Below are 26648 nucleotides of genomic sequence, written 5' to 3'. Positions count from 1 at the left end.
ATGCTTGCCGAAATTAATTTACTGCCTGAAAGAAAGCGTAAAAACTATGCTTCACTTCTGGTAATGGGGCTGCTGGCACTTACAGCTATTTTATTATTATTGTTTATGCAAAATCAATTCAGCTCGGAAGAAGCAAAGGTCCAGCGTTTAAAACAGGAGGACCTGGCTCTTCAGGAGCAGCTGGCTGTTACAGCTGAGACTGACGGTGCTGGAAGCGGAAGTGCCTTTACCACGCTGGCGAATGCTGTCACTTGGACAGAAGATTATCCGGTTGAATTTGTTCCTATTATGGAGGACCTGAAAGGGAGGCTGCCGAATAGCGGCTACTTTCAATCACTTGGATATACAGAAGCGAATAAATTAACCCTTTCTATTCATTTAGAGGAATCCAGAGAAGCCGCATTCTATTTAAACCGTTTAAAAGAGATCCCTTATTTTCAAACAGTGAAGCTGACGGAAATGAGTACACAGGAACAGGTCAGCGCGGCAAATGAAGATGAGGAAGAATCAGCTTCACTGAAAACACAAAAGCCGTATCTTGCTACGTTCGAATTGGAGCTCAATCGTGCAAAGTGGAAAGAAATACAGGAGAAGGGGGACAAGCAGGATGATTCAGTTCAATAGGAAGCATCTCATTGCTGCTGTCTTATCCCTTGCGATTTTAGGCGGCGCCTATGCTGCTTTTCAATCACTGATCCTAAGTCCGATCGCTAAGCAGCAGGAGTCCTATCAAAAAAACATTGCAACTACTGAAGAGCTTTTGTCTCCGACAAGCACGAGTGGAGGAGCGAATGCTATTCTTGATCAGTATTCTCTTGCTGAACTGCAGATGGAGGTACCGAATAATCGCTTTGAAGAACAGTTTCTGCTCGATTTAGAAAAAGCTGAAACACTTTCAGGGAGCACCGTTAAATCGGCTTTGTTTTCTGATCAGGATTTTACAGATCAAACAGCAGATCAGAAGAAAGAAGAAGAAACAGCTGCTGCAAGTGCAGATGCAGGGGAAGAAACTTCAGGTGCAGCGGCTTCAGAAGCTCCCGCAGCAGACAGCAGTTCCCAGGAAGGTTCGGCTGGTGAGCCTGCAGCCGATCTGCCCGCCCTTCCGGCAGGAATGAAAAAAGTATCCATTACTGTTAATTTGGAATCTGAAGATTACAGCGGAGTAAAGCGATTTTTAGAAACATTGGAGTCTTTAAAGAGAATCACTCAAATTGAATCAGTAACAATTACGAACACCGAATCGGCTGGGAAGGAAGAAACGGCCGACGTCCCTCTCAAATACGACGTCATCGTCTCCGCCTACTATATGCCGGACCTTGAAGATCTAAAAGACCAGCTGCCTCCATTTCCAAATTCAGATCCCGGCAGTGTTATTGATCCGTTCAAATCGCCATCGGACGAAAACATTGGCGAAACGACCGAATAGTTGGCGAAAACCTTTTCGAACAAGACGACAAATGTCTTGTTTTTTTTTGATTTCGCTGTGCTAGCATGGAGGAAAGTTGCCATATGGGGACGGTGATGGAATGGACAAGCAGCAGAATAAAGGGCGTACCATTAAGATTAGGATGAATGGTGAACCTGAACGTGGAAAAGACTCCGTCATTCCCTTCACTTCATGGGAGGAGAATGCTGCAAGAGAAGCTGCCGCATCGGCAGAGCGGGAGAAGGAGGAGTTTCAGTGGATCCTGCCTGATGATGAGGGAGATGTATATGAAGAAGATCCAAAAGTGATCGTTCAGAAGAAGGAGAAGAAAAAGGGGTTTTCTTTCCCTTCGGATACAAAAGGCGTACAGGATCGGCTTATTCCGATTAAACAATTTTTGTTTACGGTTATCGTAGCGGTCGTATTGGGAATTTCATTCGGATTTATTGCATTGAATGTCATTTCCAATGATGATATGCCCGCAGCTGCCAACCCGGCAGATGGCGGGACAGATCCGGGTGTTGAGCCGGCACCTTCTCAGTCCGGAGAAAAGCCATCTCCAGCTGCCATTCCGTCCGCAGCGGGAAAGATCGGAACTTATGTTGTCCAAAACGGAAAATTTTCATCGCGAGCCTCAGCTGAAGAGGTAGCGGGTGAGCTTAAGAACAGCGGTTATGCGGCTGTGGTCAGGGAAGAAAATGGTGCTTTCTTCGTTTATGGAGGTATTGGGTTTTCTAAGGAAGAAACAAGTGCATTGAGCAAAGCTTTTCAGGAAAAACAGGTGGAAGCATGGGGTGGAAAACAGACAGAGTGGCCGGTTGCAAGCACCGGGGATTCGTCGGAAGCCCTGCAAAAAGCGGCCGCCAGCTTATCAGCTGTATCTCTTCAAATCATTTCTGGAGGAAAACCTGAATCTGACCAGATTAAGGCGGCATCAGAAGGCATCAACCGTGTGAAAGAGGATTCAGCTTTGAAAAAAAATCTGTTATCCGCGGCTAAACAGCTTTCCATGGATACATCTTCTGCAAGCGGCTGGAAAGCGCAGCAATTTATTTTGGACGGGCTGAATGCGGGGAAATGAATGAAGAGGACACTTCAAATAGGGAGTGTTCTTTTTTTTTGCCTTCAGCGAGAGGGTGTGAATCGTGAATAAGGTAATATTTGTGAAGCATACTGAGGACATCAAGCTTTTTGGAGAGGAGCGGTTCCATTGCTGCGTTCTAAAAGTAAAAGAGACCGGATTAAAGAATTGGAAGAAAAGCGTTTGGGCTGGGCTGCTCTTCCAATTACGGAAAGAATGGCTGAAAATGAGGCGGTCATTTCACGTTTGTTCGGAAAAAGTGATGATCTTGTCATCCAGACTTATCCCCGGGAATCGTTCTCTTTTATGGTGGTTTACCTTGAAAATATGGCAGATCGCAAGCAAATTGAAGAATTTATCGTGTCTCCTATTTTGAATCAGGTACAGGAAGGCGTTCCTGCAAAGAAAGGCTGGATCCAGAATACGGTAAGCACTTCGGCTGGATTAAAGACCGCTGTTCATTTTGCAGATGTGGCCGATCTCATCATAAGAGGCGGGGTTGCCCTATTTATGGACGGGCAATCCTTTGCATATACAATCCCTTTAACCTCCTGGAAGAGCCGGACCATTGAAGAGCCTCAGTCTCAAACGATGGTTCGCGGACCACGTGAGGGGTTTGTGGAGATGATTGCGGATAACATCCCCCTTTTGAGAAGAAGGATATCGACTCCGATGCTTTACTTTGAATCATTAAGGGCAGGGAAAATTACGCAAACGAAAATCGTAATAGGGTATATTGAAGGGCTAGTAGATAAAAAGGTTTTGAACCATATCCGTTCAAAATTGTCGATGCTTGAAACGGATAAATTATTTGAAACAGGCATGCTCGAGGAACTGCTTAAAGAAAATAAATTAACCCCTTTTCCTGTTTTTTTATCTACGGAGAGGCCTGACGTGGCAGCCTCTGCTCTTACGGAGGGGAAAGTCATCATTATGATGGAGGGAACCCCATTTTGTATTATTGCCCCCGCTACCTTTTGGGCTTTTTTTCAGGCGGCCGAGGATTATTACCAAAATTATGATATCGCTTCTCTCGTCCGTATTATCAGACTGATTGCCTATGCGATCGGACTCGCTTTTCCTGCTGCTTACATAGCTGTAACTACATTTCATCAAGAGCTCATTCCTTCAGAACTCCTGATTAGTCTTGCTGCTCAACGGGAAGGGGTGCCATTTCCGGCATTTGTAGAAGCTCTGTTAATGGAGGTTATTTTTGAAATTCTCCGTGAGGCTGGAGTCCGGATGCCGAGACCGGTCGGATCTGCTGTTTCAATCGTTGGAGCAATTGTAATCGGTGAGTCGGCCGTTGCGGCAGGACTTGTTTCACCGGCCATTGTCATCGTCGTTTCCTTAACTGCGATATCCAGCTTCGTTGCTCCATATTATTCTTTTTCAGGAGCAAGCAGGCTGCTGCGATTTTTATTAATGGTCATTGCTGCGACGCTTGGAATTTATGGAATGATCATTTTTTTTATCGCATTAGTCATTCATTTAGCTTCCCTTACCTCAGCAGGGGTCCCGTATTTTCAGCCATTTGCTCCCTTCAGTCTGGATCAGCAGAAGGATGGCTTTTTAAGGATGCCGCTGTGGATGACAAATACAAAACTGTATAAGCGGATTCAAAAGAAACAGGAGAGCGGGGGATCAGCATGAGGAAATGGCCGCTCATTTTGTCGCTCCTTCTTCTTCTCACCTCCTGCGGAAGGATCGAGCTGAATGAACTGATTATCGTATCAGGCCTTGGATTTGATGTGAGTCCGGAAGGAATGAGCATGTCGATTCAGCTTGTTAATCCTGGTGCGACCGCTAAATCTAAAGGCGCTACTGAATCCGGAGGCGCAGGCGGAGCTGTTTACACTTACACAATCAGCGGCAGTTCCATAACGGAGATCATGGAGAAGGCACGGAATATGTTTTCGAGAAAAATTTACTTTGCCCATCTTTCCGTTATTTTAATTGGAGAGGAATTTGCGAAAAGCAAAGGATTACTGCCAATTTTGGATTATTTGGAAAGGTTCTATCAAATAAGAGACAACGTCAATGTCTTTGTAGCGAAGGAGAGTACTGCCAAGGAATTATTCTCTGTTTATATTCCCATTCAAAATATGCCCTCTCTTTCCATAGCCAGAAGAATTGATGTATACGGCGGCAGCATGGGGCTGCAGAAGGGAGTGGAGCTGCAGGATATTATCCGCTGGAATTACGGGGGATATACGGAGCCGGTTATACCGGGAATCAAAAAAAAGATCCCCGAAGCGGATGCGGCTCAAACGGCAGTGCTGGATGACATTGATGGGAACCAGAAGATGTTTGAAATGACCGGATTTGCTTTTTTTAATGATGATAAGCTGGCAGGATGGTTTACTCCCGGCGAATCGAGAGGATGGGCCTTTCTCGGTAATAACGTGGATGGATTTGAAACGACCGTGGAGTGCCCTGGATATCCTGATGAAATAATCGGCGTCAAATTTAAAGAAACAAAGGGAAAGCTGGAAAATCTGTCAACAGATCCTCTGTCTTATAAAGCTACTTTGTCAGCTGCTGCGGAGGTTCAGGAGGTTACATGTCCGATTGCTCTTGAAAATGGAGCGCAGATTAAACAAATTGAAAAAAAAGCAGAGGAAAAGCTTCAGCGGGAAATGCAGCAAGCTTTTCAAACAGCAGTAAAAAATAATGTTGATATGCTTGGTCTCCGACAGCTGCTTTATGAAAACCGTTATTCTGAATGGAAAAAAATAAAAGACCAATGGGATAAAAAATTTAAAATGGCTCAGCTTGATACTTCTGCCGATATAACCATTCAGCAAACGGGCCTGAGGTTGAAAAGTGTCTATGAAAAATAAAAAATATACGCTGACGCTTACTGGTTTTTGGCTGATTACAGCAAGCTACGGGGTGCTTTCCTTTTTCCATATGGATGTCTTCCCCATAGATGATTGGATTATTTTTGTCATGGATCCTGTATACAGACTGATGTTTGGAGGGAGCTAATCATTATGAATCATGTTATTTCCAAGCAGCAGTTATTTTTATTGGTCATCAGCTTTGTAACGGGCAGCTCCATTTTAATGGCTCCTGGTCTAACGGCTACATTTGCAAAAAATGAAGCATGGGTTTCAACCGTCACAGCCAGTGTGATGGGGCTGCTTCTGAATTTCCTGCTTATATGGCTTATGAAGAAATATCATTATGCTTCTATTTTCGAAATTACTGAAAAGGTTTTGGGGAAGGTTATGAGCTTTTTTGTAAATGGGATGATTATTTTTTATGCCCTGAATCTGGCCGCATATATTGTGAGGAATTTAAGCAATTTTATGACGACATCGATCAGCCCGGAGAGCAGTCCAGCCAGTTTTCAGGTGCTAATTCTGCTGATTGCCATGTACTCCGTTTTCTTTGGATTGAATAACCTGGCCAGAGTTAATGAATTTATTACACCAATTACGCTGGTATTGCTTGCAGCTTCTCTTGCTTTGGTTCTTAATCAGTTAGAATTTTCTAATCTCAAACCGTTTTTCTCAAGAGGGGTTATGCCTGTGTGGCACGGCGCATACACGATTCTTGGCTTTCCTTTTATCGAAATTATTATCATGTCTTCCTTTTTTACGTATGTTAGCAATAAAAAAGGGCTGGGCAGAACATATTTAACTGCAATGTTTATAGGGGGGGCGGTTCTTGCCTTAACGGTATTAATGAGCATTGCGATCCAAGGCTATGACCTGGTAATCCGCCAAACGTATTCTACATTTGAGATGATGAGGGATATTACGATTGTCAGGCTGTTTGAGCGGGTGGAAGTCCTGATTGGGGTTTTTTGGATATTTGGGATATTTGTGAAAATCTCATGTTGCATTCAGGCGGCTGTTCTCGGATTTAAAGCGTTGACTAAGCATACTACCTACAGGCCATTTATGATTCCTTCCATACTTTTCGTGTGGATTATGTCCAATCAGGTACACTTGAATATTGTAGATTTTAATAATTTCGTCCTTAAATACTGGACTTTATGGTGGTTTGCGTTATATGTGCTTTTTGTCTTATTCCTTGCCGCGGGTCTACTTCTTGGTAAGCATAAGAGCTTTCATAAGACCACCTGAAAGTGAGTTTTTTAAGAATGAAATCTCTTTTTGAAAAATTGTGCTTCCCCTGTCCTTTTGATACGATACACCTGTATCTCCCTAAGAATCATGAAAGGATGGACGGCATATGCACGCGCATCTCGAACAGCACCTTATATTAGCTTCCGGTTCTCCTAGAAGGAAAGAACTGCTTGAAAGTCTGAACATCCCATTTAACGTAATGATTACCGATGTAGACGAAACGATAGAGCCTGGACAGTCTCCGGAGGATGCCGTCATGCAATTAGCGCGCAGGAAAGCATGGCATTCGGCAGACTCTTTTCCAGACTCCTTTGTATTGGCTGCGGACACCATTGTCGTCTTGGACGGTCAAATTCTTGGAAAGCCAGAAAACGAGCAGGAAGCAGTTAGAACTCTCAGTCTGCTATCTGGAAAAAGTCATCACGTATTGACGGGTGTCTCTATTTTTAAAGGTAAAAAGGAAAGAAGCTTCTATGTTTCGACGGAAGTGACCTTCTGGGAATTATCAGGCGAAGAAATCAAAACGTATGCAGAAACCGGTGAACCGCTCGATAAGGCAGGATCCTATGGAATACAGGGTCTAGGAAAAGCCTTTGTTAAAGAGATCAGAGGAGATTATTTTTCTGTGGTCGGTCTGCCGGTATCAAGAGTTATTCGGGAATTGAGAGAGATAGGATTTACGATCTAGACAGATGAGCGCTCTAGGGGACAGGAGGAACTAATGAATGTACCGCTGCTTAAAATCCGTGATTTCCCTGCAGAAGAAAGACCGAGAGAGAGACTTTTAAATGATGGGCCGGGCAGTCTTTCAAATCAGGAGCTGATCGCCATCCTATTAAGGACAGGCTCGAGCAGTGAGTCTGTTCTTCAGCTCTCCTCAAGGCTGCTTTCTCATTTTGAAGGTTTGAGGCTGCTAAAGGATGCATCGATTGAAGAAATGACTGCTATATCAGGAATTGGACAAGCGAAAGCTGTTCAAATAATGGCAGCCATGGAGCTTGGAAGAAGAATTCTGCAGCTTTCAAGCGAGGATCGTTACGTTATTCGATCTCCACAGGATGGCGCGAATTACGTAATGGAAGAAATGAGATTCCTGACACAGGAGCACTTTGTTTGTCTTTATCTCAACACAAAGAACCACGTCATCCATAAACACACCGTTTTCATCGGAAGTCTGAACGCATCGATTGTTCATCCAAGAGAAGTGTTTAAAGAAGCGTTCAGAAGATCCGCAGCTTCTTTTATCTGTATCCACAACCATCCCTCCGGAGACCCGTCTCCAAGCCGAGAAGACATCGAAGTTACGAAAAGATTATCAGAATGCGGGAAGATGATTGGAATTGAATTACTTGATCATTTAATCATCGGGGACAGAAAATTTATCAGCTTGAAGGAAAAAGGGTATTTGTAAACTGAAATTCACTTTTTTTTTTGACGATTTACGTTATAATAAGGTTTATGAGTTTTTTCGTTAAGGTTCATCCTTATTACAAAAAGTGATTCGTTTCAGAAAGGGAGATACATGAATGTTTGGAATTGGTACTAGAGACCTTGGGATAGATTTGGGTACAGCAAATACCCTGGTGTTCGTGAAAGGCAGAGGAATCGTTCTCCGTGAACCTTCTGTTGTTGCAATGCAAACAGATACCAAGTCCATTGTTGCTGTTGGAAATGATGCTAAAAATATGATCGGACGTACACCTGGAAATGTCGTGGCACTCCGTCCTATGAAAGATGGCGTTATTGCAGATTACGAGACGACTGCTACAATGATGAAATATTACATAAAACAAGCGACGAAAAACAAAAGTCTTTTTTCAAGAAAGCCTTACGTAATGGTTTGTGTGCCATCAGGCATTACGGCTGTTGAAGAACGAGCTGTTATTGATGCAACAAGACAAGCTGGCGCACGTGATGCGTATACGATTGAAGAGCCATTCGCAGCTGCAATCGGTTCAAACCTGCCTGTCTGGGAACCGACAGGAAGCATGGTTGTGGATATCGGCGGGGGAACGACGGAAGTCGCCATTATTTCCCTTGGCGGAATCGTAACAAGCCAATCAATCCGTGTGGCAGGCGATGAAATGGATGATGCGATCATCAACTACATCCGCAAAACGTACAACCTTATGATTGGTGACCGGACAGCGGAAGCGATTAAAATGGAAGTTGGATCTGCCGGTACTCCTGAAGATGTCGAGAATATGGAAATCCGCGGCCGTGACCTGCTTACCGGATTGCCGAAAACAATTGAAATTACGGCTAAAGAGATAGCAGAGGCTCTGCGTGACACGGTTTATACGATCGTTGATACGGTTAAAAACACGCTGGAAAAAACTCCGCCGGAACTTGCTGCAGACATTATGGACCGCGGAATTGTCCTGACTGGGGGCGGAGCACTGCTGCGCAACCTGGATAAAGTAATTAGCGAAGAAACGAATATGCCTGTACTGATTGCTGAAAATCCACTGGACTGTGTGGCAATTGGAACAGGAAAAGCACTAGAACATATTCACCTATTTAAAGGAAAAACAAAAAACCTCCGTTAATTTTTTCGGGCGCAGTTAAAGCTGAATGCTGATTTAGACACCGTGCTGATTAAAACGATCGGTGCGGTACAGCAGCTTTGCAGCGATCGCTCATAAGGCGGAAATAAAAGAAGTTTAACAGAGCCATTTTTAAAAGATTCGGTGCCTCATCAGGGGCGCCGAATGCTTTTAGCCGGGACATTGCGAGGATTAGGAATATCAAACGTTAAGAGGTGTAAATGATGCCGCCTTTTTTTATGAACAAACGGCTTATTCTGCTTCTGGCAAGCGTCATTTTGCTCGTAGCATTGATCGGCTTCTCTATTAAAGGCGACCGTGAATTGTCATGGCCAGAGAAGTTTGTTAAAGATTCTACCGGTTTATTTCAAACAGTTTTTCACAAGCCTGCTCAATTCTTTGGCGGGACTTTTGAAGAAATCGGCAATTTAAAGGATACATATGAAGAAAATAAATATTTAAAATCAAGAATTGAGCAGTATGCAAGCCTTGACTCAGAGGTTCAGCGTCTTAGAAAAGAAAATGACAGGCTGCGGGCCGATGTGGGTGCGAAAACAGATTTAAGCAAATTCGAACCGATCACTGGTACGCTGATTGCAAGAAATCCTGACCGCTGGTATGAATACATTACGATTGACCGAGGCAAACAGAATGGTGTAACGGAAGACATGGCGGTTATGACATCCAAAGGACTAATCGGGAAAATAAAAAGTGTTGATGCCTTTACTTCAACCGTCCAGCTTTTAAGTGCTCAGGACCGTGTCAATCAGGTTCCGGCAATTGTTAAGGGCAAAGAAAATATATTCGGTTTAATTGCAGGATACGATGAAAAAAGAGAAATGCTTCTATACAGAAACATCAATACGAGCATGGACATAAAAAAAGGCGATAAAGTTGTAACTGCAGGGAATGGCGGAGTGTTCACATCGGAACTTTCGATTGGAACAGTGGAAGATGTCCAGCCTGATTCTTACGGTTTAACGAAAATGGCCTATGTAAAACCGTCCGCTAATTTTTATGATGTTGAAAATGTATTTATCATCAAGCGTGCAGCTTCTGTCCCTCCAGAAGGAGATGTAAGTGACGGCGATGCGGAGGAGGAAGCCAAGTGAGACGTTTTCTCCTCCCTGTCGTTGTCTTGTTTTTTTTCATCATGGAGAGTACCGCAGCTGATTTAATACTCATTCCATCTTTTTCTGAAGACATGTTCTATGTTCCCAGATTTACCCTGCTTCTTTTAATTTTTATATCTGTTTATGTAAGAGACGGACTTGCGATCACTTATGCGATTATATTTGGACTGCTGCACGATATTGTGTATACAGAGATTCTTGGAGTCTATCTATTTGCTTATCCGTTTTTGACCTATCTTTCCGGAAGAGCACTGAAGATTCTTCAGAACAATGCCTTTGTTGTTTTGCTTGTCGGTATGCTGGCAATCAGTATACTCGAATTTTACGTTTACGGGATCCAGCTTATTATTAGCCTGAATCCGCTTAATTTCTATGAATTTGCCAATCGCAGACTCCTGCCGACGCTGGCTGTGAATTCCATCGCGGGTCTTGTGATTATTTATCCGTTAAAATCGTTTCTCACAGGTCTAAAAAGACAGACTGAGGATTAAACGGTTCAGCAAAAAAAGGAGATTTAGCGGGGTTTGTCGAATTTGTAGTGTTATTGAGGTGAACATCGTGAAAGCCCAAAAACAGCAGTATGTAACAATAAAAGGAACAAAGGACGGCCTCACTCTATATTTGGATGATGCTTGCACCTATGAAACACTCATTCTTGAACTGGAAGAGATGCTTTCCTCTAAACAGTATGTGCAGGAAAACGGGCCATTAATCGGAGTAAGTGTGAAGTCGGGTAAACGTCTCCTTTCGGAAGAACAGCAGCAGATGGTGAAAACAACGATCCGCAAAAAGAAGAATCTTGTGGTAGAAAACATTGAATCTGATGTCGTTACGAAAGAAGAGGCAAACAGACTGAAAAAAGAAGCGGAAGTTGTAAAAGCCGCGAGAATTGTCCGGTCTGGACAGGTGCTTCAAGTGGAAGGAGATCTCCTGTTAATTGGGGATGTCAACCCTGGAGGCACAGTGATTGCAAACGGAAGCATCTTCGTTTTAGGTGCTCTGAGAGGTACAGCCCATGCAGGCTATAATGGAAACAGCAGGGCAATCATTGCTGCATCTGTCATGGCGCCAGCCCAGCTTAAAATTTATGATTCTCTTAATCAGTCTCCTGAGCGTATTCATGTAGAGGAACACGGGATGGAGTGTGCGTACATAGATGATGAAGGGCAAATGAAGAGAGACCGATTGCAGAATGTAATGTATGTAAGACCTGATGTAACTACGCTCGAGGGGGGAATGTAGCCGTGGGAGAGGCGATTGTTGTAACCTCTGGTAAAGGTGGAGTTGGCAAAACAACCACCTCCGCCAATTTAGGGACGTCCCTGGCCATTTTAGGCAAAAAGGTTTGTCTAGTTGACACGGATATCGGTTTGCGGAATCTGGATGTAGTCATGGGACTTGAAAACCGTATTATCTATGATCTGGTTGATGTGGTGGAAGGGCGATGCAAAATCCATCAAGCACTTGTTAAAGACAAGCGGTTTGATGAGCTGCTGTATTTGCTTCCTGCAGCCCAGACAAGTGATAAGTCCGCGGTATCACCTGAACAGATGAAAAAGCTTATTGACGAACTGAAGCAGGATTATGATTATATTGTGATCGATTGTCCTGCAGGCATAGAACAAGGCTTCAAAAATGCTGTTGCCGGTGCGGATAAAGCAGTTGTGGTCACCACACCTGAAGTATCTGCAGTGAGGGATGCAGACAGAATTATCGGGCTTCTTGAGAAAGAGGACATAGAGCCTCCGAAGCTCGTCATTAACAGGATTCGCACTCATCTCGTGCAAAATGGAGATATGCTTGACGTTGATGAAATTGTCGCCCATCTGTCCATTGACCTGCTGGGCATTGTTGCAGATGACGATCAAGTGATTAAGGCATCAAACAGCGGTGAACCGATTGCATTGGATCCGAACAACCGCGCATCGATTGCGTATCGTAATATTGCAAGAAGAATTCTCGGGGAATCGGTTCCCCTTCAAATTCTTGATCAGCAAAATTTAGGCTTTATGGATAAAATCAAAAAGTTTTTCGGAGCACGCGTGTAGTGTGACGGATAATAACATTTGCAGAAGCAGGCAGCTCTTAACGGGGCTGCTTTTTTCATGTGATAAAAAAAGTGATTCTCTAGCTGAACTGAGTTGTCCATCCTGAGCAAGCGTCCTCTGCTTTTCTATGTTGTCCAGCTCCGGACGCTGTGCCGCAGGGCCAATTCACTCCCTCGGTCGAGGGCCTTCACGATGAAGGCCCGTTCAGCGTTGCGACAGGACGTCGCGCATTTAGCTGAACAACCTAACTTGGGCGCCTCTCGGTCGAGAGCTCCACCGTCTCTCACAGCTGAGCAAGCGCCCTCCGCTTTTCTATGTTGTCCAGCTCCAGCGGCTAGCCCTTCGGCCGCTTCACCGGTCCAGTCAAAGTCAAAGAGCGACTTTGCCAGTCCCGGTTCCACCGTCTCTCAGGCCTGAGCAAGCCGCCTCCGCTTTTCTTTTCATATTTATGCGGGACGAGTCATAGACTTGTACAAACTGACATTAAAAGGGTGGATGAAGATGTCCAGAAGGGCCGACGAAATCAGAAAGCGGATGGCAAAAAGAAAAAAGGCAAAACCTTCTGCGGAAAAAGCAGAAATTCCGGTAACGTGGAATAAAGAGGCTGTGATTGAAGAAGAAGAGAAGTATACAGGGATTATTCATTCGTATGAGGGAGGACCTGACACCCTTAATGAAACGGGACACCCGCTGTTTAAACCCCAGATTTTCCTCTTCAAACTGTTTCTTTCAGCCTGTTTGGTCCTCGCTATGGCAGTGATGTTTAAAGATCATAGTCCAAAGCTAGATTCAATCCGAAGTACGGTTGAAGCTTCTCTCCAGCAAGAATTCCAATTTGCTGCAGTATCCTCCTGGTATCAAAAGCAATTCGGTCATCCGTTAGCCTTGTTTCAGGCAGATGAGATTTCCCTTGATCCTCCTGCTGCCTCAAAGGGGGAATATGCTGTTCCTGCTTCAGGGAAGGTCACTGAAAACTTTCAGGTAAATGGGCAAGGGGTTCTGATTGAGACCGATCGTGAGACCGTGGATGCGATTGATGAAGGGGTCGTCGTTGAAGCGGGAGAAAAACCGGATACAGGTCTTACGGTTGTCCTTCAGCATGCAGATGGAAGCGAATCATGGTATGGAAATTTGGAAAAAGTGGATGTGTCTCTTTATGACACAGTGGTCACAGGGAAAGAACTTGGCACCATTAAAGTAAATGAAAATAAAAAAGGGACGTACTATTTTGCGATAAAAAAGGGAGATAATTTTATCGACCCGAAACAGGTGATTCCTTTTGATTAAATACGGATCTCTTTTAAGAAAAATTCACATTCACCCTCTTCTGTGGGTAGTAATGGCCATCAGTGCGGCTACCGCTCAATTTAAAACGCTGGCTATATTGCTTGCCATTGTTCTTGTTCATGAGCTTGGCCATGCTGCATGTGCCCTATATTTTTCATGGAGAGTTAAATCCATCGTGCTTCTTCCATTCGGAGGTGCGGCTGAAATGGAGGAGCATGGGAACCGTTCAATAAAAGAAGAACTGGCGGTTGTGCTTGCCGGACCGCTGCAGCATTTTCTCATGCAGGGGGGAGCCTGGCTTCTCTTGAGCGGAGGGCTTTTATCTGCCGGTGATTTCTCCCTGTTTACTTACTATAATCTTTCTATTTTGCTTTTTAATTTGCTTCCTATTTGGCCGCTTGACGGGGGGAAACTATTATTTATAGCTTTTTCGCTGTTTAAGCCGTTCCCTGCAGCCCATAAGTGGATGCTGGCTTTTTCGATATGCGCTCTCGTTTTATATTTGGCCGCGGTCCTGATATTTTTCCCATTTCAGCTGAATTTATGGATGATCACAATCTTTTTATGTTTTAGCCTGTATACAGAATTTAAGCAGCGCCGTTTTGTTCACCTGAGATTTCTAATGGACAGGTATTATGGCAGCCAAAAATCCATACAAAAGTTAGTTCCTCTTGAAGTGGAATCAGAAGAAAATATTTTGACGGTCATGTCCAGGTTTAAGAGAGGCTGCAAGCATCCAATCATCGTTTACAGGCAGGGGACTAAATGGTCTGAGCTGGATGAGAATGAATTGCTTCACGCTTTTTTTTCTGAGAAAAGAACAAATTCCAAGGTGGAGGAGCTTGTTTATGCGTATTGACTTCCCTTTTGAAACGTGAGTAAATGGGGAAAATGATGATTGAAAAAGAGGGAATCCGTTGAAAACGCTACTTATTCAAGCCAATCTGCCTGAAAAGCGCATTGCTTTATTTGAGAATGGAAAACTGGCAGATTTAAAAATAGTAAAATCCGGTCAAAAAGGGAAAGCGGGCAGCATTTTTTTAGGGAAGGTTGAAAAAGTCGTTAAAGGGATGCAGGCGGCATTTATCGATATTGGACTCGAACGGAACGGGTTTATACGCATCGAGGATCTGCCTGATTACCGGCTTTCGGATCAGCAAAAGCCAATCTCCTCTTATTTGCATGAAGGCCAGAAGCTATTGGTCCAAATTAAAAAAGAAGGAGACGAGTGGAAGGGGCCAGCCCTTACCGCCAATATAGAATTTCCCGGGAGCTCGCTCATCTACATGCCCTATGGAGGAAAGGTTACGGTATCAAGGAAAATTAATGAAACCGGAGCCGTTAAGCTTAAAGAATGGGGCAGCGAAATACTTGATAATGGAGAAGGTGTATTGCTTCGCACGGCAGCAGCTTCCCTGCCGGCAGATGAACTTAAAGAGGAACTGTACAGGCTGAGAAGGGAATTCAAGGAGCTTCTTCCATCTCCTTCTTCTAAAGCTCCTGCACCGCTAAAGGAAGCTGGCGACTTGCTTGAAACGATATTAACTGAACGCTCCATTTCAGCCTATTCAGATATACACTGTGATGATGTGTATTTAGCGGAAAACCTGAGAGAGCGCCTTCCAGATGAGTGTGAGACAAACGTGCACCATTCAAAAGAAGGTGCTGAGATATTTGAAACGCTGGATGCGGAAATACATAAGCTTCAAAAGAAAGCGGTCTGGCTTAAAAATGGAGCCTATCTCCTTATTGAGAAAACCGAAGCGCTTCACGTTATTGATGTGAATTCCGGGAAGTTTACCGGAAAGGACTCGCAGCGCCAGACGATACTTGATACGAATAAGGAAGCCGCTCTTGAAGCGGCAAGGCAAATCCGCCTGAGGAATTTAAATGGAATTATCCTGATTGACTTTATTGATATGAAGGACACGTCTGACCAGGCTCGTATTTTGCAGGTGATGCAAAAGCAGGTTGAGCGGGATCGGATCCAAACCCGCATTATCGGCTTTACCGAGTTAAATCTTCTCCAGATTACGAGGAAGAAAACGAGTGAGGATCTTGATACTCTGTTAACAGAGCCTTGCCGCGTCTGCAATGGAAAAGGCAGAGTCGATTCTGCAGAAACCGTTGCCTTAAGGCTTGAAAGGGAACTGAGGCAATACCGGTACATGGAAGATGAAGCAATCTGGGTCCATGCGGAGCAGGGAGTAATGGCGATTTTGGATCGCAGCGTCCGGGATCTTGAAAAGGAGCTTCATTTTCGTATATTCATAACTGCCGGTGATTGGGAGAAGCCGGGATATGAGCTTAGGCATATCGGAGATGAAAAAGATATTCGGGAGCGAATCCCACAACAGGAAAAGAACATTGACAAATAGATTAAACTTCTGGTAATATTCTTATGTTACTGTTTGTAGCACCCGTGGCTACAACCGCTCGGATGCAGGTAGTAAGTGGTTTCGATGATTTTCATCTTAATTCACCTGTACACTGGCGAGTCTGAGTATCAAATAGGAGGTGCAGTGGAATGTACGCAATTATTGAAACTGGCGGAAAGCAAATTAAAGTAGCAGAAGGCCAAGCAGTCTACATTGAAAAAGTGGCAGGCGAGCTAGGTGAAACTGTTACATTTGACAAAGTTTTATTCGTAGGCGGCGACGACGTTAAAGTTGGAAGCCCTCTAGTATCCGGAGCAACCGTTACAGCTAAAGTTGAAAAACAAGGCCGTGCGAAAAAATTGGTTGTTTTCAAATACAAAGCGAAGAAAAACCAGAAGAAAAAGCAAGGTCATCGTCAGCCATACACAAAAGTTGTTATTGAAAAAATCAACGCGTAAGGCTTGATCCTATGATAAACGTTACGGTAAACCGATCTGCAGGGGGAGCAATTCAGTCCTTCTCTATGTCGGGGCACGCTCAATTTGATGAAACTGGAAAAGATCTTGTATGTGCAGGCGCATCCTGTGTGGTGTTTGGAGCGATTAACGCGGTCCATGAACTCGCAGGCATCGAGCCTATACTGGAAATGGACCAGAAGCAGGGACGTATTATTTTTGAATGGCCAGATGCTGTTTCAGAGGAAGCCATTCAAAAAGGACAGCTGCTCATCGAAGGAATGGTCGTATCCATTAAGACCATAGAAGAACAATACGGAGAATACATCCGTGTGACCATTTTAGAAAAGTAGGAGGTGAACCTCATGTTCTTAAAATTGGATATTCAATTTTTCGCTTCCAAAAAGGGAGTAGGTTCCACAAAAAACGGCCGTGATTCACAATCGAAACGTCTTGGCGCTAAACGTGCTGATGGACAATTCGTAAGTGGCGGATCGATCCTTTACCGTCAGCGCGGTACAAAGATTTATCCGGGTGAAAACGTTGGCCGCGGCGGTGACGACACTCTATTTGCTAAAGTTGACGGCGTAGTTCGTTTCGAACGTTTAGGCCGCGACCGCAAAAAAGTGAGCGTGTACCCTGCAGCTCAAGAAGCTTAATTCAACCGAAACTCTAGCTGAATAAGAGCTAGAGTTTCTTTTTTTTATTGCTTTTTATCAAGTTGACAGAGCTTATTAGCAGGTTCTTTCCAGACAGCATAGCCGCTCGGGCACCTCGGGACTTGCAGCAGGCAAGATCCTCCTGCAGGATCTTGTGAACATAACAGAACACCCTCACCGTGCGCTTGCGCTTTTGTTGTGAAAATTTGATAGATGGGCAGGCAATCCTCTTGAGACCCCCCTAAATCCTTATTTTCTTTAAAACCGTTTCTTTTCCGCGCATAGGTTTGCTATAATTTCATCAGGCAATCTTTTCAGATTAACGAATTTACATGGTTATACGGCACAAATTGATTAGAATCATGCTCCTAAAAGAATAGAAAGAGTGGAGTGCAAATGACTAAAGGTAGCAAAAACTGGAATATGGTTGATGTCATTAGCCACTACCGGCATGACTGGATGAACCGGCTGCAGCTGATTAAGGGCAACCTGTCTCTTGAAAAATATGAACGAGTAAATGAGATTATGGAAGAAATTATTATTGAAGCCCAGCAGGAGTCCAGGCTCTGCAATCTTAAGGCTCCAGAATTGGCTGGAAATTTAATCAGCTTTGGCTGGGAGCGCCACTTATTTTCAATAGAGTATGAAATTGTCGGGGATACATTTCATCTGGACAGTCTCGATCGAAACTTGAGCGCCTGGTGCAAAGACTTTTTTGCGCTGCTGGATCAGTGTGCTGGTGACAGATGTGAAAATCAGCTCGTGCTTACGATTGAGATGTCGGAAGAATTGGGACAGGTCCGTTTCTTTTTAGATTTTCATGGCATGCTAAATGATATGCAGAGCTTGCATACATACTTCATGAAGCTGCCCGATCATCAACTCTCAGAACTAACGATAACAGCTGAAGAATTTACGGCGGCTGTCATTTTCTATACGAAGTAATCGTGCATCACAGAACGGAGGAAAGACATAATGTTTGTGGATCAGGTCAAGATTTATGTAAAAGGCGGCGACGGAGGCAATGGAATGGTTGCGTATCGCCGTGAAAAATATGTTCCGGACGGAGGACCCGCCGGCGGTGACGGAGGCAAGGGAGCAAACGTCATTTTTGAGGTGGAAGAAGGCTTAAGAACCCTGATGGATTTCCGTTATCAGCGTCATTTTAAAGCGGAACGCGGGGAGCATGGCATGTCTAAAAACATGCATGGCCGAAATGCGGAGCAAATGATTGTAAAAGTTCCGCCTGGCACCGTGGTTATGGATGACGATACGAAACAGGTCATAGCCGATTTAACTGAGCACGGCCAGCAGGCAATCATTGCAAGAGGAGGAAGAGGCGGACGCGGTAATACCCGCTTTGCTACACCTTCCAATCCGGCACCTGAGATTGCCGAAAACGGAGAGCCGGGTCAGGAGCGCTACATCGTGATGGAGCTTAAGCTCCTTGCAGATGTTGGACTTGTCGGTTTCCCGAGTGTTGGTAAATCCACACTTCTATCCGTTGTATCAGCGGCAAAGCCAAAGATTGCCGATTACCATTTCACAACGCTTGCTCCAAACCTTGGAATGGTTGAGACTCAGGATGGACGCAGCTTTGTTATGGCGGATCTTCCAGGCTTAATTGAAGGAGCACATGAAGGAATCGGTTTAGGGCATCAGTTCCTAAGACATATTGAAAGAACAAGAGTCATTGTTCATGTGATTGATATGTCCGGCCTTGAAGGGCGTGATCCTTATGAGGATTACTTGACAATTAATGATGAACTGAAGCAGTACAATCTGCGTTTGACAGAGCGTCCTCAAATTATTGTGGCAAACAAAATGGATATGCCGGATTCAGAAGAAAACCTAAAAATCTTTAAAGAAAAGCTCCAAGATGATTATCCAGTGTTTGCTGTTTCAGCAGCTACAAGAGATGGAATCCGCGATCTGCTGTTTAAAATTGCAGACACACTTGAGAATACACCGGAATTCCCGCTTTATGAAGATGAAGAAGATCCGGGTGTTCACCGTGTAGTTTATACACTTGAAGAAGAAGAAACACCATTTATCATTACAAGAGACAGTGCGGGAATTTTTGACGTTACCGGAGAAAAAGTCGAACGTCTCTTTAAGATGACGGACTTCAGCAGAGAAGAATCTGTCCGCCGCTTTGCGCGCCAGCTGCGTACGATGGGCGTAGATGATGCTCTTCGCAAAAAAGGAGCCAAAGACGGAGATATCGTCAGACTTCTTGAGTTCGAATTTGAATTTGTTGATTAATAAATGTACCCTATATATGCGGGTTTTTACTGTCCGCTTTTGCGGTATATAAAACGGAATGTCCAGGCAATTTGCCTGGACATTATATATATTTGAAAGTCCGCTAAGGATACAGTGCTATCCTTATCTTCGCCAACTTTTTAATGGAGGAGTGATAGGATTGAAAGAAGAAACTTTTTTTCTTGTCCGTGAGGATGTTCTTCCTGAAGCTATGAAAAAGACACTTGATGTGAAGAAGATGATGGAAAGAGGAAAGGCAGGATCGGTAGCGGAAGCCGTACAGCGGGTCGATCTTAGCCGAAGTGCATTCTATAAATACAGAGATGCCGTTTTTCCGTTTCACACCGTTGTAAAAGAAAAAATCATTACGCTCTTTTTTCAGCTTGAGGATCGATCCGGAACATTGTCAGAGCTTCTAGGCCTGGTAGCTAATGCGGGGTGCAACATCTTAACGATTCATCAAACCATTCCTCTTCAAGGCAGAGCCAACGTAACGCTTTCTTTGAATATTAATGGAATGAACGAAGATATCAATCATTTAATTTCTCGATTTAAGAAAATGGAGTTTGTCGATAAGGTAGAAATACTTGGATCAGGGGCTTAAGGAGAGTTGGTAGCATTGAGTTATCGTATTGGATTTTTAGGACCTAAAGCAACATTTACCCATTTGGCCGTTTCGAAGTTTTTTCATGAACAGATTGAGCAGATTCCATATGCCACCATTCCGGCTTGTATGGATGCCGTGGCTGTGGGAGATGTGGACTTCTCGATTGTTCCTCTTGAAAATGCAATTGAAGGCTCCGTGAATTTAACGGTCGACTACCTCGTTCATGAACAGCCGCTTCATATTGTAGGGGAATTGGTCGTCCCTATAAATCAGCATTTTATGGTGCATCCTGACCGTGAATCTTCATGGCAGCAGGTAGACAAGATTGTATCTCATTCTCATGCAATTGCGCAATGTCACCGGTATTTGCATAACGAATTTCCGCTGGCAGAGCATTCTTATGCAGCTTCGACAGGGGCGGCTGCTCAATTTGTAAGCACTCATCCTGGAGAAAATGCAGGAGTTATTGCGAATGAAATGGCGGCAGAGGTTTATGGACTGTCCATTGTGAAGCGGGACATCCATGATTATCATTACAACCATACATTGTTCGCTATTTTGCATCCATCTGCGTCCGAGAAGCCTCCAACCTTGCCTGGTTATGAAGGTAAGGATAAAACCACCATTATGGTCACGCTTCCTTCAAACCAGTCAGGTACGCTTCACCAGGTGCTCTCCGCGTTTGCGTGGAGAAAACTGAATATGTCCAAAATTGAATCAAGGCCGATGAAGACCGGACTAGGAAACTATTTTTTCCTTATAGATTTGGAGCACGCCATGGACAGCGTTTTAATTCCCGGTGCTGTAAATGAGCTGGAGGCGCTTGGCTGCGGTGTGAAAGTTCTTGGCAGCTATAAAGCGTTTTATGCCTAAACTGAAAAGAGACAGGCCAGAATGCAGTTTTTAAAGCTGCTTTCGCTGTTTGAAATTAGATTGGTTTTGGCTCATTTCCGCTGCAGGATCCTCGGCGCCAGGAGGATGCAGGGTCTCATCTGTCCCGCTGCTCTTAGCAAATGTCTCGCACCTTCCGTCCAATCAGCTAACCCTTAAAAATACGAAACCCCCGGAATGCTCACTGCGTCCCGGGGTATTTCAATTTCAATCATTTTCTCTACAGACAGCCTCTTTGTTACTCATCCTTTATTAAAAACCCCTTATCATTTAAAGCCTGGCAAACATCATCCAATACAGATTCCGAATCCGCAGCGATCGTATGCATATGCACGCCTTCTGTTAGCTGGGAGAGATAGAAGGACTGGCTGGATGTTATTTTTTCAATAAACTCTGCTACTTCCTTACGATTGTGAACCATGATCGAAGCTGTAAGATCCCCGTATACGGGATGCTCTACCGACACATCCTTTATTGCTGCTCCATGATCCACGATGACCCTCATCTCTTCGGCAGTTTGTTCTGGGCTATGCAAGCAGGCAATTAAACGCTCTGCATTTTTAGCAGGGGTTTGCGATTGCATATAAATATACCCTTGGCTTGTTGCGATAATCGGTTCAGACTTTGCCTTCAATAATGAAATATCCTGAACAATCACCTGCCGGCTAACATTCATTTTTTTGGCTAGGCCGCTTCCTGTCTGAGGGACAGGACTTGTTTTCAGCAGCTGCAGGATCTGCTGTCTTCTTTCTTCTCCATAAACTTTAGAGGTCAATAGTACTCCATCCTTTCTGCTGCTCTCTTACAATACTTCTCTAGAATCGATTCCAGCCGTTCAAAGTGGGAATCTTCCGTTCCTCTGCCCGGAGAAATTCGAATAAAGCAATGAGCTTGTTCCTCTGATATGCCAAGAGCGAGCAGAGCTTGAGAAGGCTTCGTCATTCCCGAGTGACAGGCACTGCCTGTTGATAGTGCCACCCCGTTTTGGCTGCATGCAAGCATGGCATATTGGCCTTCCGTATGGGATAACAGGCACCCGATAATTGCCGGGAGCTGAAATTTCTCATCCATTGCCTCAATGGTCATTCCAATATTTTTCTCCTCAATAAAGGATACTAAACGCTTCCTGTATTCTCTCATTTTCATCTGTTCTCTGTCCATTTCTTTTACCGTTTCCATTGCTGCAACGGCAAAGGAAACAGTACCCGGAACATCAACAGTGCCTGGACGGAATCCATTTTCGTGGGCCGTTCCATTAATGGCCGGCTTCCACGCCACTTTTGGCGAAATATACGATGCACCCATTCCTTTTGGTCCGTGAATTTTATGGGCTGAAACGGTTACCGAGCTGATTCCCCATTCCTCGGCCAAAATCGGTACCTTTCCAAAAGTCTGAACGCAGTCGGAGTGAAATAAAATCTCATTTTTTTGTGCATGCACCGCAATTTCTTTTATATTGTGCATGATCCCTGTTTCAGAATTTGCATGCTGGACCGTAATCAATGCTGTCCGTTCTGAAACAAGCGGTTCGACCTCGCTCCATCCAATCATTCCCCCGGTACCGGGCTCAGCCTCTTTAATCACATAGCCTTTATTTGTTAAGTCATGAAGGTATGTTCTTATAGAGGCGTGCTCCATACCTCCCATAACGATTTCCTTTTTATTTGGGTCCGCTCCATTAAGGAGGGACGTTAATGCCAGTACGTTGGCTTCGCTTCCGCTTCCGGTAAAATAAAGGCCTTCTTCTGTCCCGCCAAGCAAAAAAGCAATTTTCTTCCTTGATGCTGAGAGCCACTCAGCTGCCCGTCCGCCTTCTTCATGGAGACTTTGGCTGTTTCCGTAAACCGTTTGAGCAGCTTTGATATAGGCTTCAAGCGCTTGCTCGCTCATTGGGGCAGTGGCTGCATAATCGAAATAAATCAAGATGGTTCCTCCAGTCAAAAAAACTCTTGTGCTTATTTTAAAGTTATGTAAAGATAGGTGTCAAGACACATGTAAAGCAAGGTGGGAAAATATGCGGCAGACAGACGTGCTGATTATTGGCAGCGGGATAGCAGCTTTGGCCGTTGCTTATTATATTTGTGAAGGATTGAACGTAACGATTGTTACGAAAGGATCTGTAACAGATGGGAATTCGTCCTTAGCCCAAGGCGGGATTGCCGCTGCACTTTCTGAAAAAGATTCCGCGAAACTCCATTATGAGGATACAATTCAAGCCGGTGACGGACATACAAACCCTTTTGCAGCGAAACAGCTTACAGAAGAAGGGAACAAGATTCTTTTAAACCTCCTTCGCGAAGGATTGCCAGCAGACAGAGCGGGGGACGGTTCCCTGAAGCTTGGGATGGAAGGAGCTCACAGATTAAACCGGATTGTACATGCAGGCGGCGACGAAACAGGAAAAGCAATGGTCCAGTTTCTTGCCGGACGTATAACTGGAAAGGTGAGCATCGCGGAACAAACGATGGTTACAGAACTGCTTATTAAAGAAAACACCTGCTATGGTGTGCACGTCCTTAATCCGGATGGAAGGACAGAAGCTATTTACGCTTCTGCTGTTGTACTGGCAGCTGGAGGCTGCGGAACCCTCTACCGGCATACTTCCAATCATAAAAATTGTACTGCGGATGGAATCGCCCTTGCCTATAGAGGAGGGGCCATACTTGCAGATATGGAGTTTGTCCAGTTTCATCCTACGATGCTCTATTTAGAGGGAGCGGTAAAAGGGCTTGTTTCGGAAGCTGTTCGCGGAGAAGGCGCTTTTCTGCAAAATTCTGCTGGAGACAGAATCATGGAGAACGTACATCCGCTGGCAGATCTTGCACCGAGAGACGTAGTTTCCAGAGAAATTTTCAGAAGAATCCAGCAGGGAGAATCCATATTTTTAAACATTAAAAGCATTCCTCAATTCGAAAAAAGGTTTCCTGGTATATCGAAAATGTGCAAGAAGCATGGCGTACGACTGCAGGACGGACTGATCCCTGTCATGCCAGGCATGCATTTTTTTATGGGTGGTATTAAGACCGATCTGAATGGCAGAACAAGCATCCTTAGGCTGTATGCAGCAGGTGAAGCGGCTTGCACAGGCGTTCATGGCGCAAACAGGCTTGCAAGCAATTCCCTTCTTGAAGGCCTGGTGTTTGGCAAAAAAATAGCAGAGGATGTAAGAACAGTCCAACCACCCAATTCTTTTCCAATCTTCAACCCGGAGCTGCCTCCCAAGTACACGGTTACAAAAAAGGATGCAGCTGATATGATGGACCGATTCGCCGGAATTGAACGAAATGAAGAGGGGCTAAGGGAGCTAATTAACTGGTTTAAAGCTGCTAAAGAAAAGAGCGAGCAGGCGGATGAGCTTTCACCAGATGTCTTTGAATTGGCGAACATGATGACGGCCGGTGAATTAATTGCCAAGGCTGCCTTGCAGCGGACAGAAAGCAGGGGCTGTCATTTCAGGTCAGACTTTCCATTAAAAGAAGCGGATTGGAAACGAAAAGAACTGCTATGGAAAACGAATAAAACAGCTTTAGGAGTGATGGTGTGAATGCATTAAAAGTGAAGGAAAGCATTCGTCATTTTTTATTGGAGGATCTTGGTGACCGGGATCTTTCTGCGAGCGGGATATTCTCTGAAAGTGATCGGGGAGAGGCTGTCATTCTTGCAAAGGAAAAAGGCATTTTTTCAGGGGAAGCCGTCTTAAAAACTGCTTTTTCACTGCTTGATGATCAAATAGACGTCCAAATCCTTAAAAAGGACGGGGAAACGGTAGAACCAGGAGAACCTGTTGCAGAAATTGAGGGGAAAATTATTTCAATCCTCAGTGCCGAACGGGTAGCATTAAATCTCATTCAAAGGATGAGCGGGATTGCGACAGCAACCAGGGAAGCCATCATGCTTTTGGATAGTCCGGATACACAGATATGCGATACAAGAAAAACGGCACCCGGACTGCGGATGTTCGATAAATATGCCGTTAGATGCGGAGGCGGACGAAATCACCGCTATGGCCTCTATGATGCGGTCATGATTAAGGATAATCACATTTCGTTTGCAGGAAGCATCAAGGAAGCCGTAATAAGAGCCAAAGATGCTGTCGGCCATACGGTGAAAATTGAAGTGGAAATAGAGAATGAAAATCAGCTTTTGGAGGCGATTGAGGCAAAGGCGGATATCATCATGTTTGATAACCGTTCTCCTGAGGAAGTCAAACAATTTGCTGAAATAACGCCTGATTCAATCATTACAGAAGCATCCGGCGGCATAACTCCAGAGAACCTCCACACCTATCGAAACACGGGTGTCAGCTATCTATCACTTGGGTACCTCACCCATTCTGTTCAAGCGCTGGATTTTAGTTTATTAATGAAGCAGGGGGAAGAAAAATGAGTCTTATGGATGTGCTAAACGAAGAAGCCGTTTCGCTGATTCCTGAAAAGTACAGAACATGGTCAACGGAGGAAATTGAGAAAAGAATTAGGGAGATTAAAAAAGAATTCGGGAGCAGGCTATTTATTCCGGGTCATCATTATCAAAAGGATGAAGTCATCCAATTCGCAGATTGCACCGGTGATTCCCTTCAGCTTGCCCAGGCGGCCGCAGACAACAAGGAAGCAGAGCACATCGTTTTTTGCGGTGTTCATTTTATGGCCGAGACGGCAGACATGCTGACTGGTGATCATCAATATGTGTATTTGCCTGATATGAGAGCAGGCTGCTCCATGGCTGATATGGCAAATATCAAGCAGACCGAGCGTGCATGGGAAAGATTGACGGCTCTCTATGGAGATACCATCATTCCGCTTACTTACGTCAACTCCACAGCAGCCATTAAAGCCTTTGTAGGAAGGAATGGGGGAGCATCCGTGACTTCCTCCAATGCGAAAGAAATTGTGAAATGGGCATTACAGCAAAAAAAACGCATCCTTTTTTTGCCCGATCAGCATTTAGGAAGAAACACAGCCTTTGATCTTGGAATTCCCTTGGACCATATGGCAGTTTGGAACCCGATTTCAGAAACATTGGAGGGTCCTGCCGAGCAGGCAACAATCCTTCTTTGGAAAGGGCATTGCTCTGTTCATGAGAAGTTTACAGAAAAAAATATTGCTCATATCAGGAAGACAAAACCCGATATGAAAATTATTGTTCACCCTGAATGTACACACGAAGTCGTTCAGCTAGCTGATCTGGCCGGATCCACTAAATACATCATTGAACAGATTTCGGCGGCAGAGCCTGGCACGAAATGGGCGGTCGGCACGGAAATGAACCTCGTTAACAGACTGATCTCTTCCAATCCGGATAAGGAAATTGTTTCACTGAATCCTTATATGTGCCCGTGTTTAACGATGAACAGAATTGACCTGCCGCATTTGTTGTGGTCCTTGGAAGCTATTGCAGAAGGTAAAGGAGTAAACAGAATCATCGTTGAGAAAGAGGAAGCAAAACAGGCAGTGCTTGCCCTGAACAGAATGCTCTCTATATAATTTGATTGCCACAAAAGCCCATGCGCCGCATGGGCTTTTTAAATTTCTACCTCATGATCTTTTTTTGTATAAGGTGATTTGTCCAGCTCCAGCGCCTAGCCCCTCGAGGTCATAAGCCACTCACCCTACGGAAGTAAGATCGCGTTCCTCCGGCTGATTATCTTATGCTTGTCGGGAGCCCGCAGGATGCGGGTCAGCTCTGCGTTGCGACAGGACGTCGCGCACTTAGCAGAACTTCATCCCTTGCGCTTTTTTTTGTGCCACGGACAAATGTGGAATTTATTCAAAA

General features: G+C 44.6%; 29 protein-coding genes and 1 other annotated feature. Of the genes, 27 read left to right on the top strand and 2 right to left on the bottom strand.

Annotation, left to right across the window (positions count from 1 at the left end; all coding sequences use genetic code 11):
- The 24 genes from WCV65_RS14490 to pheA all read left to right on the top strand — a co-directional run bounded on the left by WCV65_RS14490 (position 1) and on the right by pheA (position 20858).
- Positions 1-624 carry a hypothetical protein gene (locus WCV65_RS14490; protein WP_338777411.1) on the top strand — a complete coding sequence of 208 codons (624 nt, stop codon included), beginning with the start codon at positions 1-3 and terminating at the stop codon, positions 622-624.
- Positions 608-1426: a hypothetical protein gene (locus WCV65_RS14485; RefSeq protein ID WP_338777409.1), complete on the top strand. Its 819-nt coding sequence runs from the start codon at positions 608-610 to the stop codon at positions 1424-1426. Before WCV65_RS14490 ends, WCV65_RS14485 begins: the two co-directional genes overlap by 17 nt.
- 100 nt (positions 1427-1526) lie before the next feature.
- Complete coding sequence (locus WCV65_RS14480; protein ID WP_338777407.1) at positions 1527-2507, top strand: SPOR domain-containing protein; 981 nt, start codon at positions 1527-1529, stop codon at positions 2505-2507.
- A 129-nt stretch (positions 2508-2636) separates the two neighbouring features.
- Positions 2637-4160: a spore germination protein gene (locus WCV65_RS14475; protein ID WP_338777405.1), complete on the top strand. Its 1524-nt coding sequence runs from the start codon at positions 2637-2639 to the stop codon at positions 4158-4160.
- Positions 4157-5350 (top strand): Ger(x)C family spore germination protein, encoded by a 1194-nt coding sequence (locus WCV65_RS14470; RefSeq protein WP_338777403.1) that lies wholly within the window; start codon positions 4157-4159, stop codon positions 5348-5350. Before WCV65_RS14475 ends, WCV65_RS14470 begins: the two co-directional genes overlap by 4 nt.
- Entirely contained in the window at positions 5340-5498 is a 159-nt protein-coding gene (locus WCV65_RS14465) for a hypothetical protein (protein WP_338777401.1), read from the top strand. Before WCV65_RS14470 ends, WCV65_RS14465 begins: the two co-directional genes overlap by 11 nt.
- 5 nt (positions 5499-5503) lie before the next feature.
- A complete protein-coding gene (locus WCV65_RS14460) occupies positions 5504-6604 on the top strand; it encodes an endospore germination permease (RefSeq protein WP_338777399.1) in 1101 nt (366 codons plus the stop codon).
- Between the two features lie 109 nt (positions 6605-6713).
- Positions 6714-7295 (top strand): Maf family protein, encoded by a 582-nt coding sequence (locus WCV65_RS14455; protein ID WP_338777397.1) that lies wholly within the window; start codon positions 6714-6716, stop codon positions 7293-7295.
- A gap of 33 nt (positions 7296-7328) precedes the next feature.
- A complete protein-coding gene (radC, locus tag WCV65_RS14450) occupies positions 7329-8018 on the top strand; it encodes a DNA repair protein RadC (RefSeq protein WP_035405317.1) in 690 nt (229 codons plus the stop codon).
- Positions 8019-8133: 115 nt separating this feature from the next.
- On the top strand, positions 8134-9156 hold the full coding sequence (locus WCV65_RS14445; protein ID WP_035405315.1) for a rod shape-determining protein: 1023 nt from the start codon (positions 8134-8136) through the stop codon (positions 9154-9156).
- 221 nt (positions 9157-9377) lie between these two features.
- Positions 9378-10265, top strand: a complete 888-nt coding sequence (gene mreC, locus WCV65_RS14440) for a rod shape-determining protein MreC (protein WP_338777393.1) — start codon at positions 9378-9380, stop codon at positions 10263-10265.
- A complete protein-coding gene (gene mreD, locus WCV65_RS14435; RefSeq protein WP_035405311.1) occupies positions 10262-10777 on the top strand; it encodes a rod shape-determining protein MreD in 516 nt (171 codons plus the stop codon). The genes mreC and mreD overlap by 4 nt, the downstream gene beginning before the upstream one ends.
- Positions 10778-10844: 67 nt before the next feature.
- The gene (gene minC, locus WCV65_RS14430) at positions 10845-11528 is read left to right on the top strand and encodes a septum site-determining protein MinC (protein ID WP_338777391.1); all 684 of its coding nucleotides are present in this window, start codon (positions 10845-10847) and stop codon (positions 11526-11528) included.
- Between the two features lie 2 nt (positions 11529-11530).
- Positions 11531-12334 carry a septum site-determining protein MinD gene (minD, locus tag WCV65_RS14425; RefSeq protein WP_338777389.1) on the top strand — a complete coding sequence of 268 codons (804 nt, stop codon included), beginning with the start codon at positions 11531-11533 and terminating at the stop codon, positions 12332-12334.
- 501 nt (positions 12335-12835) lie between these two features.
- Complete coding sequence (locus WCV65_RS14420; RefSeq protein ID WP_338777387.1) at positions 12836-13621, top strand: M23 family metallopeptidase; 786 nt, start codon at positions 12836-12838, stop codon at positions 13619-13621.
- Positions 13614-14480 (top strand): M50 family metallopeptidase, encoded by an 867-nt coding sequence (locus WCV65_RS14415; RefSeq protein WP_338777385.1) that lies wholly within the window; start codon positions 13614-13616, stop codon positions 14478-14480. The genes WCV65_RS14420 and WCV65_RS14415 overlap by 8 nt, the downstream gene beginning before the upstream one ends.
- Before the next feature lie 58 nt (positions 14481-14538).
- On the top strand, positions 14539-15999 hold the full coding sequence (locus WCV65_RS14410) for an Rne/Rng family ribonuclease (protein ID WP_338777383.1): 1461 nt from the start codon (positions 14539-14541) through the stop codon (positions 15997-15999).
- A gap of 42 nt (positions 16000-16041) precedes the next feature.
- Positions 16042-16132, top strand: a sequence feature (ribosomal protein L21 leader region).
- 16 nt (positions 16133-16148) lie between these two features.
- Entirely contained in the window at positions 16149-16457 is a 309-nt protein-coding gene (rplU, locus tag WCV65_RS14405) for a 50S ribosomal protein L21 (protein ID WP_035405301.1), read from the top strand.
- Positions 16458-16468: 11 nt separating this feature from the next.
- Entirely contained in the window at positions 16469-16807 is a 339-nt protein-coding gene (locus tag WCV65_RS14400) for a ribosomal-processing cysteine protease Prp (protein ID WP_035405300.1), read from the top strand.
- Positions 16808-16819: 12 nt separating this feature from the next.
- The gene (gene rpmA / locus WCV65_RS14395; RefSeq protein ID WP_035405299.1) at positions 16820-17113 is read left to right on the top strand and encodes a 50S ribosomal protein L27; all 294 of its coding nucleotides are present in this window, start codon (positions 16820-16822) and stop codon (positions 17111-17113) included.
- Positions 17114-17509: 396 nt separating this feature from the next.
- Entirely contained in the window at positions 17510-18058 is a 549-nt protein-coding gene (locus tag WCV65_RS14390; protein WP_035405297.1) for a Spo0B C-terminal domain-containing protein, read from the top strand.
- 30 nt (positions 18059-18088) lie between these two features.
- Complete coding sequence (gene obgE / locus WCV65_RS14385) at positions 18089-19378, top strand: GTPase ObgE (protein WP_338777377.1); 1290 nt, start codon at positions 18089-18091, stop codon at positions 19376-19378.
- A 160-nt stretch (positions 19379-19538) separates the two neighbouring features.
- Complete coding sequence (locus tag WCV65_RS14380) at positions 19539-19982, top strand: ACT domain-containing protein (RefSeq protein WP_211562402.1); 444 nt, start codon at positions 19539-19541, stop codon at positions 19980-19982.
- Between the two features lie 15 nt (positions 19983-19997).
- Positions 19998-20858, top strand: a complete 861-nt coding sequence (pheA, locus tag WCV65_RS14375; RefSeq protein WP_338777375.1) for a prephenate dehydratase — start codon at positions 19998-20000, stop codon at positions 20856-20858.
- Between the two features lie 256 nt (positions 20859-21114).
- On the opposite strand, the gene WCV65_RS14370 is transcribed toward pheA, so the two are convergent.
- A complete protein-coding gene (locus WCV65_RS14370) occupies positions 21115-21651 on the bottom strand; it encodes a transcription repressor NadR (RefSeq protein WP_338777372.1) in 537 nt (178 codons plus the stop codon).
- On the bottom strand, positions 21648-22799 hold the full coding sequence (locus tag WCV65_RS14365) for an IscS subfamily cysteine desulfurase (protein ID WP_338777370.1): 1152 nt from the start codon (positions 22797-22799) through the stop codon (positions 21648-21650). The genes WCV65_RS14370 and WCV65_RS14365 overlap by 4 nt, the downstream gene beginning before the upstream one ends.
- Before the next feature lie 91 nt (positions 22800-22890).
- On the opposite strand from WCV65_RS14365, the gene nadB reads away from it, so the two are divergent.
- From nadB to nadA, 3 genes are read left to right on the top strand one after another with little or no spacing between them, the layout of a single operon-like run.
- On the top strand, positions 22891-24420 hold the full coding sequence (gene nadB / locus WCV65_RS14360) for an L-aspartate oxidase (RefSeq protein ID WP_338777367.1): 1530 nt from the start codon (positions 22891-22893) through the stop codon (positions 24418-24420).
- Positions 24417-25262 carry a carboxylating nicotinate-nucleotide diphosphorylase gene (nadC, locus tag WCV65_RS14355; RefSeq protein WP_338777365.1) on the top strand — a complete coding sequence of 282 codons (846 nt, stop codon included), beginning with the start codon at positions 24417-24419 and terminating at the stop codon, positions 25260-25262. The genes nadB and nadC overlap by 4 nt, the downstream gene beginning before the upstream one ends.
- Entirely contained in the window at positions 25259-26359 is a 1101-nt protein-coding gene (nadA, locus tag WCV65_RS14350; protein WP_338777363.1) for a quinolinate synthase NadA, read from the top strand. The genes nadC and nadA overlap by 4 nt, the downstream gene beginning before the upstream one ends.
- The last annotated feature ends 289 nt before the right edge of the window (positions 26360-26648 follow it).

The sequence above is a fragment of the Metabacillus sp. FJAT-52054 genome (assembly GCF_037201815.1).
GTDB lineage: Bacteria > Bacillota > Bacilli > Bacillales > Bacillaceae > Metabacillus_B > Metabacillus_B sediminis.
This window is presented reverse-complemented; position numbering and strand designations above follow the sequence as displayed.

Bases quoted from the DNA above. Each gene is read 5' to 3' on its own strand.
- WCV65_RS14490 (WP_338777411.1), top strand. From the start codon at position 1: ATGCTTGCCGAAATTAATTTACTGCCTGAAAGAAAGCGTAAAAACTAT.
- WCV65_RS14485 (WP_338777409.1), top strand. From the start codon at position 608: ATGATTCAGTTCAATAGGAAGCATCTCATTGCTGCTGTCTTATCCCTT.
- WCV65_RS14480 (WP_338777407.1), top strand. From the start codon at position 1,527: ATGGACAAGCAGCAGAATAAAGGGCGTACCATTAAGATTAGGATGAAT.
- WCV65_RS14470 (WP_338777403.1), top strand. From the start codon at position 4,157: ATGAGGAAATGGCCGCTCATTTTGTCGCTCCTTCTTCTTCTCACCTCC.
- WCV65_RS14465 (WP_338777401.1), top strand. From the start codon at position 5,340: ATGAAAAATAAAAAATATACGCTGACGCTTACTGGTTTTTGGCTGATT.
- WCV65_RS14460 (WP_338777399.1), top strand. From the start codon at position 5,504: ATGAATCATGTTATTTCCAAGCAGCAGTTATTTTTATTGGTCATCAGC.
- WCV65_RS14455 (WP_338777397.1), top strand. From the start codon at position 6,714: ATGCACGCGCATCTCGAACAGCACCTTATATTAGCTTCCGGTTCTCCT.
- radC (WP_035405317.1), top strand. From the start codon at position 7,329: ATGAATGTACCGCTGCTTAAAATCCGTGATTTCCCTGCAGAAGAAAGA.
- WCV65_RS14445 (WP_035405315.1), top strand. From the start codon at position 8,134: ATGTTTGGAATTGGTACTAGAGACCTTGGGATAGATTTGGGTACAGCA.
- mreC (WP_338777393.1), top strand. From the start codon at position 9,378: ATGCCGCCTTTTTTTATGAACAAACGGCTTATTCTGCTTCTGGCAAGC.
- WCV65_RS14420 (WP_338777387.1), top strand. From the start codon at position 12,836: ATGTCCAGAAGGGCCGACGAAATCAGAAAGCGGATGGCAAAAAGAAAA.
- rplU (WP_035405301.1), top strand. From the start codon at position 16,149: ATGTACGCAATTATTGAAACTGGCGGAAAGCAAATTAAAGTAGCAGAA.
- WCV65_RS14400 (WP_035405300.1), top strand. From the start codon at position 16,469: ATGATAAACGTTACGGTAAACCGATCTGCAGGGGGAGCAATTCAGTCC.
- rpmA (WP_035405299.1), top strand. From the start codon at position 16,820: ATGTTCTTAAAATTGGATATTCAATTTTTCGCTTCCAAAAAGGGAGTA.
- WCV65_RS14390 (WP_035405297.1), top strand. From the start codon at position 17,510: ATGACTAAAGGTAGCAAAAACTGGAATATGGTTGATGTCATTAGCCAC.
- obgE (WP_338777377.1), top strand. From the start codon at position 18,089: ATGTTTGTGGATCAGGTCAAGATTTATGTAAAAGGCGGCGACGGAGGC.
- nadB (WP_338777367.1), top strand. From the start codon at position 22,891: ATGCGGCAGACAGACGTGCTGATTATTGGCAGCGGGATAGCAGCTTTG.
- nadA (WP_338777363.1), top strand. From the start codon at position 25,259: ATGAGTCTTATGGATGTGCTAAACGAAGAAGCCGTTTCGCTGATTCCT.